This window comes from Nonomuraea sp. NPDC050680 (genome assembly GCF_040654555.1).
Taxonomy (GTDB): Bacteria; Actinomycetota; Actinomycetes; order Streptosporangiales; family Streptosporangiaceae; genus Nonomuraea.
On the sequence record NZ_JBFAIF010000006.1, the window covers coordinates 38185 to 52218 of the forward strand.

General features: G+C 70.1%; 11 protein-coding genes. All 11 read right to left on the reverse strand.

Annotation, left to right across the window (positions count from 1 at the left end; genetic code table 11):
• The 11 genes from AB0H88_RS22645 to AB0H88_RS22695 all read right to left on the reverse strand — a co-directional run bounded on the left by AB0H88_RS22645 (position 1) and on the right by AB0H88_RS22695 (position 13681).
• Entirely contained in the window at positions 1-2091 is a 2091-nt protein-coding gene (locus AB0H88_RS22645) for a N,N-dimethylformamidase beta subunit family domain-containing protein (protein WP_357647402.1), read from the reverse strand.
• Positions 2084-3307 (reverse strand): ABC transporter permease, encoded by a 1224-nt coding sequence (locus AB0H88_RS22650; RefSeq protein WP_357647404.1) that lies wholly within the window; start codon positions 3305-3307, stop codon positions 2084-2086. The genes AB0H88_RS22645 and AB0H88_RS22650 overlap by 8 nt, the downstream gene beginning before the upstream one ends.
• The gene (locus AB0H88_RS22655) at positions 3304-4440 is read right to left on the reverse strand and encodes an ABC transporter permease (RefSeq protein WP_357647406.1); all 1137 of its coding nucleotides are present in this window, start codon (positions 4438-4440) and stop codon (positions 3304-3306) included. Before AB0H88_RS22655 ends, AB0H88_RS22650 begins: the two co-directional genes overlap by 4 nt.
• Before the next feature lie 29 nt (positions 4441-4469).
• Entirely contained in the window at positions 4470-5489 is a 1020-nt protein-coding gene (locus AB0H88_RS22660; protein ID WP_357647408.1) for a BMP family ABC transporter substrate-binding protein, read from the reverse strand.
• Between the two features lie 68 nt (positions 5490-5557).
• Positions 5558-6352 carry an HAD family hydrolase gene (locus tag AB0H88_RS22665; protein ID WP_357647409.1) on the reverse strand — a complete coding sequence of 265 codons (795 nt, stop codon included), beginning with the start codon at positions 6350-6352 and terminating at the stop codon, positions 5558-5560.
• Between the two features lie 8 nt (positions 6353-6360).
• On the reverse strand, positions 6361-7263 hold the full coding sequence (hisG, locus tag AB0H88_RS22670; RefSeq protein ID WP_357647411.1) for an ATP phosphoribosyltransferase: 903 nt from the start codon (positions 7261-7263) through the stop codon (positions 6361-6363).
• A gap of 9 nt (positions 7264-7272) precedes the next feature.
• Complete coding sequence (locus tag AB0H88_RS22675; RefSeq protein WP_357647413.1) at positions 7273-7758, reverse strand: NUDIX domain-containing protein; 486 nt, start codon at positions 7756-7758, stop codon at positions 7273-7275.
• On the reverse strand, positions 7755-9533 hold the full coding sequence (locus AB0H88_RS22680; RefSeq protein ID WP_357647415.1) for an ABC transporter ATP-binding protein: 1779 nt from the start codon (positions 9531-9533) through the stop codon (positions 7755-7757). The genes AB0H88_RS22675 and AB0H88_RS22680 overlap by 4 nt, the downstream gene beginning before the upstream one ends.
• Before the next feature lie 60 nt (positions 9534-9593).
• Entirely contained in the window at positions 9594-11342 is a 1749-nt protein-coding gene (locus AB0H88_RS22685; RefSeq protein WP_357647417.1) for an ABC transporter ATP-binding protein, read from the reverse strand.
• 28 nt (positions 11343-11370) lie between these two features.
• A complete protein-coding gene (locus AB0H88_RS22690; RefSeq protein ID WP_357647418.1) occupies positions 11371-12426 on the reverse strand; it encodes a Gfo/Idh/MocA family oxidoreductase in 1056 nt (351 codons plus the stop codon).
• On the reverse strand, positions 12419-13681 hold the full coding sequence (locus AB0H88_RS22695; RefSeq protein ID WP_357647420.1) for an aminotransferase class III-fold pyridoxal phosphate-dependent enzyme: 1263 nt from the start codon (positions 13679-13681) through the stop codon (positions 12419-12421). Before AB0H88_RS22695 ends, AB0H88_RS22690 begins: the two co-directional genes overlap by 8 nt.
• Between the last annotated feature and the right edge of the window lie 353 nt (positions 13682-14034).

Sequence of the window (14034 nt, forward strand, 5' to 3'; positions counted from 1 at the left end):
TCACAGGGGCGGGGAGAGCAGGAATCGGGACAGGACGTTTCGGGTGACGCGCCTGATGTCGCCGTCGCAGCAGGCGAGGCTGGCAACCCAGTTGATGGATCCGGCCGCGAACACCGCACCGCCGTTGCCGAGGCGTCGCAGGGTCATGTCGGCGCGGACGGTATGTGCGCCCAGCTCGGCCTCCTCGGTAGCCGGCTGGTAATGGTGGCTGTGCCCGCCCGCGGATGTGGCCAGCAGCAGGGTGCCGGGCGGGGTGCCGAGCTCCGGCGCGGCGCGGTCGATCTCGTCTCCGGCCGCTCCGCCGAGCGCGAGCCCGCAGCGGCCCACGGGGTCCGTCTCGACACCGGCGAAGATCCAGGACGCGTCGTCGCGGTAACTGTCGGGCAGGCGGGTGTAGCCGGGTGCCGGCCCCCAGCCTTGGGCGGCGAAGCCGACGCCGAGGAGCTCCTGCGGTGCCAGGCCCCGGTGGCGCCAGAGCCCGCCGGGCTCACCGGTGGAGGTGAGGACGTCCTCGCCCGGCTCGTTGTCCCACCAGTCGCCGGCGTGCCCGCGGCGGACCTCGATGGCGTGGGGGTGGCGGGGGTCGACGCCGGTCACCCAGTAGAACCCGTTGCCGCCGAGGTACATCAGCCGTCCGCCGCCGGATACGTACGCGCTCACGGCCGCGCGCTCCGGCGCGCTGATGTACTCGGGGTGGCTGCCGGTCATGACGACGCGGTAGCCGGCGAGCAGGCCGGCTCCGCCCGCGTGCACGTCCTCGTCCGTGAGGACGTCGAAGGCGAACCCCTCGGACCGCAGCCAGCGCAGGAGCAGGATGTCGGCGGCGAAGTGCCGCGGCGCTCCGGTCATCCACCAGCGGTAATCGGCATCGAAGTTCAGCACGGGGCGGCGCCCGGAGGAGTAGTAGACGGGGCCGCCCTCCTGCCGCTGGTCGTACAGCGACAGCCCGAGCTCGCGGTGGTCGTTGAGGTAGACGTCCGTCGGCGAGAGCGTGATCCCGCGATCGGTCACCCGCGAGTAGTCCCCGAAGTACTCGGCCTCGCTGAGCTGGCGGTGGTTGGCATAGGCCAGGTAGGTGAAGGTGGGCAGGACGACCGCGACCGGGCCGCGAGCCGGGCCGGCGGGACGGACGACCACCGGGATGACGCAGGACTGGCTCCGGGTCCGCAGGCGGATGCCGAGCACGGTGGAGGTCGTCTCCTCGGGGATGGTCAGCGCGCACGTCTCCTTCCATCGGGCGTCGTCGAGGTCTTCAGGACTCAGCTGTACGGCGGTGCGGTCCGTGCCCTTTCCCGGCCCGATCAGCCCGGCGAGTGGCCGGTTGACGGCGCGGGCGTGATGGCCGTGCCCGCTGATGTCGGTGACAAGGCAACCGCCCGGATCGATGGAGGCGTCCCAGAGGGCCAGGACGTCCGCGCCGAGGTGCTTGGCCAGCTCGGAACCGGTGGTCAGGTCGAGCAGCGGAGCGCACGTGGTGATCACGCTGCTCGTCAGCATCGGCAGGGCGATCCGCCCCACGAAGGAGCCCGCGCCGAGCCGCACCTCTCCGATCCCGGGCGGCAGCGCCAGGCCCGCGGCTCGCGCGCGCACGCCGGGAGCGCGACCGTCGGCCAACCGCACGGTGGTCATCGACGGCGTCGCCTCCCAGGCCGCCACCAGCAGCGACCAGGATCCCCGCTGAAAGGCGGTGTGGAGACGGCAGCTCAGGAGTCCCGATGTCGTCTCCACACTCGCCTCGGCCCGGTCGTCCTCGTCCAGCGCGAGCAGCAGTCGCCAGCCGGGTGTGCCCAGTTCCGCCACGACCTGGCGGGTGCCGAGCCGGTGCGGGCGGATCCACAGCGCGAGGCTCCCGCTGGCGGGCACCTGGACGGAGGCTTCCAGGTAGGAGCCGGTCTTCAGGGGTTGTGGGGCGAGGGAGACCGGTGCGGCCGGGGTCCGGGTGGCTTCGTCTATCAGGTCGACGAGGTCCACGGTCCCGGCTCCCTGCGGGCCTCCGGCGTACAGGATCAGCTGCTGTCCGGGGGCGGCGGACCAGCGGTCGGCGTACCCCATCAGTCGTGGTTCGTGCTCGTCGGCCATCCGCTCACGCACCTCCTCGGCGGTACGGGATGCCGACGCAGGCCGGCATGCGCAGCCGCTGGGCGACCGTGACCAGCACCAGCAGGGTGACGAGGTACGGCGTGGCGTAGATGAGCTGTGTGGGGACCGAATCGGTGCTCTGGAAGAGCACGAAGGCGGCCACGCCGAGCAGCGCCAGGGTCAAGGGCAGGCGGGGCCGCCGGCGTACGAAGACGATCGCCGCCGTCCACAGCAGCACAGCGGCGAGGAGCAGCAGCACGTGTACCGCGCTCGGCTCCCGCAGTTGCAGGGCGTCGGCGTACCCGAACAGCAGGGCTCCGCCCGCCGTGCCGGCCGGCCGCCAGTTGCCGAAGATCATGGCGGCGAGCCCGATGAAGCCCCGGCCGCCGGTCTGACCCTCCCGGTAGATGGTGGAGGAGACGGTGACCAGGTAGGCCCCGCCGAGTCCGGCGAGCGCACCGGACACCAGCACCCCGTAGTACCTCATCCGCTGAACCGGGACGCCGAGCGAGTCCGCCGCGGCGGGATGCTCGCCGACGGAGCGCAGGCGCAGCCCGAAGGCGGTCTTCCAGAGCACCACGAAGCTGACCGGGATCAGCGCGACGGCGAGCACGGTGAACCAGGAGACCTCGTGCAGGAATCCCCGCAGGATGCCGCTGACGTCGGACAGGAGGAACCACCGGCTCTGTTCGAGCCGGCCGAGCAGGTCCGGCGTGCCCCAGCCGCCCGCCAGGAACGGCGCGCTGACGGTGCCGATGGCACCCGTGACGGGCGGCGACTGGGTGGCCCCCGCCCCCGGCAGGCCGCTGAAGGCGATGACGGACAGGAAACGGGCGACACCCACGGCCAGGATGTTGACGGCGATGCCGCAGACCACCTGATCCACGCCGAACGTCACGGTGACGACCGCATGGAGCAGGCCGGCGATGACGCCGCCGAGCGCACCGGCGAGCACCCCGGCCCAGACACCGTAGGCGTGGCCGGCCCAGGCTCCGCACACGGTACCGATGATCATCATGCCTTCGATGCCGAGGTTGACGACGCCCGCGCGTTCACTCCACAGGCCGCTGAGGGCGGCCAGCCCGATGGGGACCGCCAGCCGAAGGGCGGCGCCCATCGCGCCGGAGCCGGTGAGGGCCTCGGCTCCGGTGAAGGTTCGGACGGCCGACATCGCGAGCAGGAGGACGAGGACGATGAGCAGCCGGCCGCGCGGAGTCTTCATGGTCATGTGGCGGGCCTCACCGGCTCGGGCGTGACGACCGGGACGCTCTCCTCGCGCATGAGCCGGGCGGCGCGCCTGACGTCCATGCGGCGTACCACTTCATGCGCGCCCACGACGCTGATCACGATGACGCCTTGCATGATCGTGACGATCTCCTTGGGCAGGCCCTGGATGTCGAGGATCAGCGCCGAGCGCTCCAGGAAGCCGAAGAGCAGCGCGGACAGCGCGATCCCGACCGGGGTGTTGCGGCCGAGCATGGCCACGGCGATCCCGGTGAATCCCGCCCCGGAGGGGAAGTCCACGCCGTAGCTGTAGGTGTTGCCCAGCAGGTCCGGCAGCCCGGCCAGCCCCGCCAGCCCGCCCGAGACGAGCATCGTGAGGAGGATCATGCGGCGTGGCTCGATGCCGTGGACGTGGGCCGCCACCGGGTTCAGCCCGCTGGCCTTCAGGTCGTAGCCGTACCGCGTGCGCGTGAGCATCAGATGCACCGCCATCCCCAGAACGACCGCGCCCAGCGCGGCCCCTCCGAGGTGGGCGCCCGCGGGAAGCGAGAGCCCGAACAAGGACACCAGCCCGTCGAGTTCGGGCAGGCGGGCCGACGGCGGGAGTTCCGGCGTCGATCCGGAGGCGCTGCCGACCGCGAAGAAGTCGGCCAGCAGGTAGGCGATGACGGCGGTGGCGACGTAGTTCAGCAGGAGCGTGGACAGCACCTCCGAGACCCCGCGCCACACCTTGAGCACCGCGGCGATCCCGGCCCAGAGGGCGCCGGCGAGCACCGCGACCAGGCCGACGAGGGCCAGGTGCAGCGGGCCTGGCAGGTTCACGGACGCACCGACGACCGCGGCGAACAGCGCGGCGACGCGGTACTGACCTTCCACCCCGATGTTGAACAGCTTCATGCGAAAGGCCACGGCCACGGCCAGGCCGGCGAAGAAGTAGATGGTCGACCTGTTGACCGCGGAGACGAGCGAGTCCGGCCGGAGCCCGAACTCCAGCATCGTCAGGTACGCCCGTCCCGGAGAGGCGCCCACCGCGGCGAGGAGCGCCGTGGTGACCAGGAGCGCGATCAGCAGCGAGAACGCGGGAGCGGTGAGCGCGCTCAACATCCGCTTTGCCGGCGAAGCCGCGTGGGGGGACATCGGGCCTCCTCTCCTGCTCGGTGGATCGGTCAGGGGACGACCGGGACGGTGATCCCGCCAGAGATGATCTTTTTGCGGATCTCCTCAAGACGCGGCTCGACGTCGGTGAGGCCGTTGCCGCTCGTGGCGTAGCCAACCCCGTCCTCCTTGAGGCCGAACTCGCGCAGCCCGGAGATCGACTTGCCCTGTACCGCCTCCTGGATGATGCGCAGGACCGCGACGTCGAGTTTCTTGGTGGCGCTGGTGAGGATCACTTCGGCGAGCCCCTGGTCGACCGTCTTGCGCTGGTCCACGTCGACCCCGATCGCCCATTTGCCCGCTGCCTTGGCCGCCTGGAACACCCCGATCCCGGAGGCGCCGGCGGCGTGGTAGACGACGTCGGCGCCGCTGTCGTACATGCCGCGCGCCGCTTCCTGGGCCTTGTCCGGCGCGGAGAATCCGCTGAAGTCGGGCGGCTGGCTCATGAACACGCTGGAGAGCTGGATCTTGGGGTTGGTCGCTCGGGCGCCGGCCGCGTACCCGGCCAGGAACTTCTGCTGAGGCGGCGTCTGCACGCCCCCGATGAAGCCGATCCGCCCGGTGCGCGACTTGAGCGCCGCGGCCACGCCGACCAGGTAGCTCGCCTGCTCTTCCCGGAACACCACGTTGGTGACGTTGGGCAGCTTTACGGTCGCGTCGTCGATGATGACGAACCGCGTGCGGGGGAAGGCGGGTGCGATCTTCGCCAGTGGCTGGGCGTAGAAGAAGCCGACGGCCAGCACGGGGTTGTGGCCCGTCTCCGCCAGCAGCCGCAGAACCTCCTCCAGGTCCGACCCGGCCGAGTTGGGGCTGAGTTCCTTCACCGACACGCCCAGCTCCGCCTTGGCCCGGTCCACCGCGGACCCGACCGAGTCGTTGAAGGACTTGTCACCGCGTCCGCCGCGGCTGTAGGCCACGCCGACCGCGACGGCGGAGTCGGCGGCCGCGCCATTCCTGCCGGGGGCCGGGTTCACGGCGGTACAGGCCGCGAGCGAACACAGCACGAGGCAGAGGGTGACTAATCGGGACATGGGCACCTCCGAGGGAATCCCGGCTCAGCGCCCATCGTGAATACTCATCAGACAAGTGTCAAGCCTTCTCAGATGACTTGCTCCAGCCAGACCGCGACCCCGTCGTCGTCGTTGCAGGCCGTCACCTCGTCGGCCGAGGCGAGCACCCCCGCATGGGCGTTCGCGACGGCCACCGCCGTTCCCGCCCAGGTCAGCATGGGCAGATCGTTCGGCATGTCGCCGAACGCGATGACGTCCGCGCTGCCGAATCCGAGCCGCCCCGCCATCGACTCCAGGGCGGCCGCCTTGGTGACACCGGCGCGCATCACCTCGCAGAACACGTCCGCCGAAATGGTGACCTCGCATCCGGAAAGGAGCGCGCGCACGCCCTCGTAGTACTCGCGGGCGGTCCCCTCCAACTGCACCATGAGCTTGCCGACCTCGTGCCGGACGAGCGCCTCCTCCAGGCGCGGTACCCGCCGCGCGCTCCGCGACAGGGGGGCGGCCAGTTCGAAGGAGTCCTCCAGCACCAGCTCCATCCGGCACTCCGCGCCCAGACGCACGCCGGGAAACCGGTCGCGCAACACCGACAGCGCCTTCACCAGCCGCGTCTCGGCCAGCGGGCAGTAGTCGACCACCTCCTCCCGGGCGAAGTCGAAGGTGATGGAGCCGTTGCCGCAGACCGCGATGGGCGCGCCGCCGATCGCCGCGGCCACGTGCCGGGTGTCACGGACCGGCCGGGCCGTCGCGATGACGAACACGTGTCCCGCCTCCTGTACGCGGCGCACGGCCGACCGGGTGCGTTCCGAAACCATGCCACGGGAGTCCAGGAGGGTCCCGTCGAGGTCGCACACGATCATCCGGCGCTTCACAGCGGCTGCCATCCGGCGCCTCACAGCGGCTGCTCGGTCAGGTGCGGCGTCACCCATTTCGCGACCTGCGATTCGATGACGTCGAGGGCGCCCGCCGCCAGGACGCCGTCGATGGTCTCGGCCAGGTTCCGCCGCGGCGCCAGCCCCTGGACGACCACCAGGTCGCCATCCACGAGGCCGGTGCCGGCCCGCCAGGACGGCTCCGGCATGGATCTGGCCACGCGCGGCAGGTCGCGCGCGGAGGTGCGCACCGTCAGCAGCGCACATGCCGCTCCCGCGCCGACCGAACCCAGCAGCCGGGCGACTCTCTGGATCCTGGTCCGCCTGTCCGCGTCACGCCAGGCGGCCGGACTGGCGATGAGGTGGGGAACGCACGCGCGTAATGTGCAGATGATCCGCATATGGTGGTGCGCCATCGCGGAATCGGGTCCGTCGACGTCGATGACGGCGTCGGCGAGTTCGGGGATCTTGGCTTCTCCGGCGCCGAAGGAATGCATCACCTCGGCCGGCAATGACCTGCTCTCGAAGAATTGCCGGCCGATCTTCGGATACTCGGTGACGACACGGACGCCGGGCGGCAGCTCGTCGGCGCTCCGCGCCGGATGATCGTCCGGAACGGCGAGCACCATCCGCCAGGGCGGATCCGCCCCCGCGACGTGCGTGAATGCCTCCACGAACTCGACCTTCGCGCCGGTCTCCTCGATCCAGTCGGTGCCGGTCAGGCCGAGGTCGAAGGCGCCGCTCTCGACGACCAGCGGTATTTCGCGCGGTTTGTAGAAGGCGACGTTCAGGAGATCCCCATACTCGATACTCGCCCGATAACTGCGGTCCGAGGTTCTGCGCACGTCGAGACCGGCGGCGACGAAGAGGCCCAGGATCGGCCGCTCAAGATACGACCCCTTGGGCAGCGCGAGCGAGACCATGCACTCCTCCTAAGCCTGTTTCATGAGGGCTCGCAGGGCGAGGTCGATCATGCCGGTGTCGGTGGCGGCCGACGCCATGCGCCGCAGCGTGGCCTGGTCCATCCAGCGGGCCTCGACGAACTTGTCCTTCTCGATCCGGGGCCGGGTCAGGTCGCCCGCGACGGTGGCGAGCACGTCGATCTCGCGTCTGCGTGCACCGTCGCCAGCGCTCCAGTCGAAGACGTCCACCACGCTGTCCACCTCGACCAGTCGCCACCGCGTCTCCTCCTCGATCTCCCTCGCGAGTGCCCCGCACAGCGTCTCGCCCGCTTCGACGTGCCCTCCGACGATGTCCCAGCAGCCGGGAAAGAGCCGTACGTGGGGCGCGCGCCGCTGCAGGAACACCGCACCGGCCGAATTGACGAGAACGGCGCCCACCACGCACCGCACGCCTTCCGCGGCCGCCTCCCGCTGGACTCGCTCGAACTCCGCCGGATGCGGAGCACAGCCGCTCATACCGCCTCCTGGTGTGCGTAGTAGGTCGCGTACAGGGCGGCGAACGGGCCGTCGCGCCGCAGCAGCTCATCGAAGCGGCCCTCCTCGGCGACCTCGCCCTGGTCCAGGACCAGCACGCGATCGGCCCGCCGGATGGTCGAGAGCCGATGGGCGATCACCAGCACCGTCCGGCCGGTGAACAGCCGGGACAACGCGTCCTGGATGCCCCTCTCGGTCAGCGGGTCGACGCTGGCCGTCGGCTCGTCCAGCAGCAGGATGTCCGGCTCGCGGAGGAACATCCGCGCCAGGGCGATGAGCTGCCGCTGCCCGACCGACACCCCCCGGCCGCCGGCGCTCACGTGGTCGTCCAGGGACATCGGCATGCTCCGCGACCACACGTGGTGCCCCATCCGCTCGATGGCGCGTTCGGCGTCCGCACGGCTCGCGCCCGGCCGGCCGTACGCGATGTTCTCCGCGAGCGTGCCCGCGAAGATGAACGGGTGCTGAGGGACGACACCCACCCGCTGTCTGTACGCCCGCAGGTCGAGCGAGCGGATGTCGCGGCCGTCGACCAGCAGCTCGCCCCCTTGGAACTCGTAGGCCCTGGCGATCAGCTTGGCCAGCGTGGACTTGCCGCCGCCGGTGTGCCCGACCACGGCGACCGTCTCCCGTGCGGCGAGCCGTACCTCGAAATCCTCGAACACCGTGTTTCCGGGCCCGTAACGGAAACGCAGACCGCGCGCCTCGATCGCACCGGCCAGGCCGGTCACCGGCTCGTTCCCGCGCTGGACGACGGCGTGCTCGCTGTCGATCAGCGCGAAGACCCGCTCGGCGGCCGCGAGCCCCTGCTGGAAGAGGCTCCAGAAGGCCGCCGCCTGCGTGACCGGCTGCCACAGCATGCCGAGCGCCTGCAGGGCGAAGTACCACTCCCCCGGCGAGAGCCTGCCGAGCACCGCGAACCGGCCGCCCTGGTAGAGCACCACGGCCGTGGCCAGCCCGGCCAGCAGCGTCAGGATCGGGAGGATGACCGCGTAGATGAGGCCCTGCCTGACATAGACCCGGTACGACAGCCGGTTGACCTCGTCGAAGTCGCCGTACACCGTCCTTTCCCGGCCGAAGCTCTTGGCGACCGAGATGCCCATCATCGTCTCGTGCACGTTGGCGTTGACCCTGGCCATCACCCGGCGCGTGGCCGCCGCCGCCGTCCTGGCCACCCTGCGGAAGGCCAGTGCCGTGGCGAGCAGGATCGGCAGCGTCGCCAGGATGATCAGGCCGAGGTCGACGTCGATCCAGAAGACCGCGCCGCCGAGCAGCAGCACCAGGAGCATCTGGCTGAGCAGGTTCAGGGCGAGGGTCATCACCGAGCCGAAGCCCTCGGTGTCGCCGGTGACCCGGCTCAGCACCTTGCCGACCGAGTTCTCGTCGTAGAACGCGACGTCCTTGGCGAGCGCGGCGTCGGCGGCCTCGCATTGCAGGCGGTAGACCATGCCACCCACCAGCCGGGCGGTGATGGCCTGGCGGGCCCAGTTCATCGCCCAGGCCAGCGCCGCCGCCGCGACCACGAACACGCACAGCTGAAGGCCCAGACCGGCTCCCCTGCCGATCTGGTCGATCATGCGGGAGATGACGATCGGCACCGAGGCGGTCAGCAGGACCGACCCCACGACGAGGACGGCCGAGCCGAGCATGGCGCCGTGCTGGGCCCGCAGGTAGCGGAGGATTCGGGCCAGCAGCCGGCGGTTGCCGTACACGCGGTCGTACTCGTCGGCGTGCAGGCCCGCGAAAAGGTCGCTCACGTGCGGATCTCCCGGTCGAGAAGGTGGCTCACGTGTAGATCTCCCGGTCGAAAAGGCGGCTCACGTGTAGATCTCCCGATACAGCGCACAGCGCGCGATCAGTTCGTCGTGCGACCCCTGGTCGACGACCCGCCCGCCGTCCAGCAGCAGGATGACGTCGGCGCGCCGGATCTGGCCGGGGCGGTGCGAGACCAGCACGGTGGTACGGCCGGCCGCCGCATGCTCGATCGCCTCGGTGATGGCCGTCTCGGTCCGGGCGTCGACCGCGCTGGTCGCGTCGTCCAGGGTGAGGACGCGCGGCTCGGTCAGCAGCGCCCTGGCGATGGCCAGCCGCTGCCGTTGCCCGCCGGACAGCGTCGTCCCGCCCTCGTTGAGGATGGTGGCGTAGCCGTTCTCCATCGCCTGTACGAACTCGTCCGCGCACGCCTGCTTGGCGACGCGCAGCACGTTCTCGTACTCGGCCTCGTCCGGCGAGCCGAAGGCGATGTTGTCCAGCACGCTCTTGGCGAACAGGAAGATCTCCTGGTCCACGTGGCCGATCTGGCGGCGCAGCGCGCCCGGTTCCCACTCGCGCACGTCCCGGCCGTCGATCAGCACCCGTCCCTCGGTGGCGTCGTACATCCGGTTGACCAGCTTGATGAGCATGCTCTTGCCGCTGCCGGTGGGTCCGACGACGGCGAGGGTGCGGCCGGCGGGCAGGTGGAAGGAGATGTCACGCAGGATTTCCGTGCCTTCGTGATGGAAGGACACGCGGTCGAAGGTGATCGCGCCGCGGATCTCCGTCACCGTGCCCCGGGCGTCCTCACGCTCGGCGGGGTCGCCCTCGATGATCTGCCGCATCCGCCCGGCGGCGACGAAACCCTCCTGGATGACCGGAACGGCCTGTTCGGACATGGTGACCGGCTGCGCGAACAGCACCAGCCAGCCGAGATAGGTCACCACCTGGGCGAGACCCAGCTCGCCCTGGGAGTAGAGGTAGAGGGAGTGGAGGGCGCCGATCGCCATCGCGAGCGCGAAGCTCAGCGCCGGCAGGTAGACGGCCTGTGCTCTGCCTCGCCTGACGAAGGCGTCCCGGTAGGCGGCGGCGGCGTCCCTGAACGCGTGGCGTTCGAGGTCCTCCTGCGTGGCCGCCTTGACGGTGGCGATGCCGGCGAGGGTGGTGGAGAACCGCTCGTTGAGGTCGGCGAAGGTCTCGCGGGTGCGGATGACCAGCGGGTTCAGCCGGCGCAGGTGGTAGTACAGCGCGTACGCGAACACCAGGACCAGCACGCCGGGAGCCAGGAGCAGCTGGGCGTTCAAGGAGGCGATGAACAGGATCGGGACCAGCAGCGCCAGGACACCGTTGGCGGCGGTGGCGGCCCCGGGGCTGAGCATGTAGTCGACGAGCCTGGCGTCGTTGATGGCCCGCGCCAGGATGTCGCCGATGCGCTGCTGGTCGTGGAAGGACATGCGTTTGGCCAGCAAGCTGCGGTACAGCTCGTCCCGTACATCCCGTTTGACCCGCTGGGCGATGATCTCCATCGAGCCGTTGGACATCAGGTCGGCGGCGAACCGGCCGGCCGCCAGCAGGCCGGCCGTGATCGCCGCCGCCGCGACCGCGGCGAGGTCGTGGCGTGCGCCGGTGGCCTCGGCGAACGCCGCGCCGATCTGGACGGGGATGAGCGTCGAACAGAGGTTGGCCGCCACCGCCGTGACGGTGAACAGCACCAGGAGCATCCGGTGCCGCCGGAGATGACCGGCGATCCACCCCCCTATGCTCCGGGACGCGACCGGCGGGGCGCCGCCGGCCGGCCGCGTCTCCTCAGCCATGTCTCACTCCGCTCATCGCGACGTCCGCCTACGCCCACGCCTGGACCGGATGCTTCAGCGGGCCGGAGCCGTTCTCCCCGGCCGCGTTCAGCGCCTGCATCGCCCGGTCGCAGAGCGCGGACGCCGCCAGGGCATCGGTGATCGACGGTGCGTCCTTGGCGGGAGGGTGACCATTCGTCTGTTGCTCGCCCCGCTTCCCGCGGCAGGCGTCGACGAAGGCCCGCAACTCGGGGCCGAACCCGCTGCGCGCCCAGCCGTGGTCAAGGTTGCGCGTACTGTGCAGTTCCTGGCCGTACGGCAGGCCGTCGGACAGTTCGAGCGTCACCCGCTCAAGGGAAGGGGCGCTGTACCGGCTGCCGTCCATGCCCTGCACCGTGACGCCCACCAGGAAGCGCTTGACATGGTTGCCCATGCGCAGCGTCGAGAGTGAGCCGTCGTCGTGACGCAGGAAGAGGTTCACCTGGAAACGGTCGGGCCCGCCGGGGATGGCGTGCGCGTCCACCTGGACGACAGGAGAGGGTACGAACCATCGGGCCAGGTCGAGGGCGTGCACCCCGTTGTGCCTGATCCACGCCTCCAGGGTCGTGTCCACCCCCCACTGCGGGGCGGACGGGTGGCGGCTGTAGAAGTCGATGGTCACCGAGCACGGGCTGGCCCGGATGTCCGTGCTCAACTCGTGCAGCCGCTGGAGGGTTTCGGCGTAGCGGAAGTTGAAGCCCACCTGAACGTGCCGGCCGCTGCGGCACACCACATGCTCCAGATCCTGGAGCGCCGGAGTGGACGGCCCGGCCGGCTTCTCGACGAAGCAGTCGATGCCGCGCTCCGCCAGCTGCCGGGTGAGCCGGTAGGAAGGCTCCGGGGGCACGGCGAGCACCGCCGCGTCCACGCTCTCGAGGTCGAGCGCTTCGACGGAGCCGGCGCGGACCGCGCCGTGGGCCAAGGCTTGGACCTCGGCGGCCAGCGACAGGTCAGGGTCGACGCAGGCCACGACCTGGTAGCCGCGGATCCGCTGCAGGAAGGGGAAGAGGTTCTGCTGCATCTGGCGGCCGCAGCCGACGAGCGCGAGGCGCAGGAGATCAGCCACGGTCGGCCCCCTCTGACGCGTTCCAGACTTCGAAGGCGCGGCGTGCCCGGTCGCGGAAGTCGGTCCAGTCGAGGTCACGATGGGCCAGGCTGACGAAGGACGGGTGCCCTTCGAGCAGGAGGATGCCGGCGCCGGTGAGAGCGCCGAGCAGCGCCTCACGCCGCTCCTTGTCGCCCAGGAGCGCTTCGTCGTGGTAGACCAGCTCGAACATCCCGCCGCCGAGCACCGGCCGGGCGCCGAGCAGGTGCGCCACCCCCGCCTCCTCGGCGGCCGCGCAGAGAACGGCCGCCACCTCGGTGCCGATGCGGCCGACCTCGCTCCAGCCGTCCGGCGCGTCCTGGGTGGGCTTCTCCAGAATGTCCCTGGTCGCCAGCGCGGCGTAGACGGCGATCATCTCCTTGGAGAACGTGCCGCTGAGCCGGGCTCGCTCCGCGTGGGCGAGCAGGTCGGCGCCGCCTGCCAGGATGCTCAGCGGCGCCCCGTTGGCCAGTGCCTTGCCGATCACGATCAGGTCCGAGCCGATGCCGTTGTCGTGGTCATAGCCCAGCGCCGAGATCCGCCCGCCGGTCTTGGTCTCGTCGAAGACGGTGAGCAGGCCGGCCTCGCGGCACATCTCGACGGCCTGCCGCAGCACGTCGGGCGTGGTGAACGAGGCCAGGTAGGCGTCGAAGACGAAACAGCCCAGCCGGCCCCGATGCCGCTCCAGAAGCTCCGACAGGGACTCCAGTCGCAGATCGACCCAGTTGAGTACGGGCTCGGACTCGCCGATCCCGCGCATCCCGTCGGTGTAGCGGAGCTTTTCGCGCAGGGGCGAGTGCAACGGCTCGTGCCACTTCAGGGAGTTGGCGATCTGGGAGTCGTGCCAGCCGACGTAACCGCTGCGCACGATGCCGAGTCGGCCGGTCCGCATCGCGGCCAGCCGGAAGGCCGCGGTGACGGCCTCCGAGGCGGTCTTGAAGAACGCGCCCCTATCTCCGGGCCGCTCGCCCAGCAGCCGTTCCAGATATTCCTGGTGGAAGGTGGTGAACCCCGGCATCATGATGCCGTTGGCCAGATAACCGCCGAGAATTTCGTTGAAGAGGTCGTCCGAGTGGCCGATTATCACTGGCCCATAACCCATGACGAAGTCGATGTACGACACTCCGTTCGCGTCCGAGACCTCGCCTCCCCTGCCTCGCGAGAACAGCAGCTGTTGCCCTTCTGCCCTGAACTTTTTGGTGATCTTCGAGTGAGCGATCCGCTCATATTGCAACAATGATCCTCTCCTTCCTGGCCACACTTAATAAGATCGAATATGCAATTCCAGCGACAATACCTTCGCCTGGCCGGACTCCGTCAAGTACTCCTTTTTCCAGGGTCACCCGATATTCCGGGTTCCCCCGCAGCGAAAAGAAAAGAGATCCCGCGGAGCCGATCACGCTCGGGCCAGGCGACTCGGCGGCGACATAGCAAGGCTCCGGGAGCGCCGTCAAGTGCTCCTTATTCCAGGGTTGACAAAGCGGCGGCCGCATATCAAGTTATGTGGGCCATTGTCGGCGTGATGTGGAGGCGACGTGGACCACGAAGCGACCCGGGGAAGCCCGGATATCATCGGGCGCAGTAAGCGCC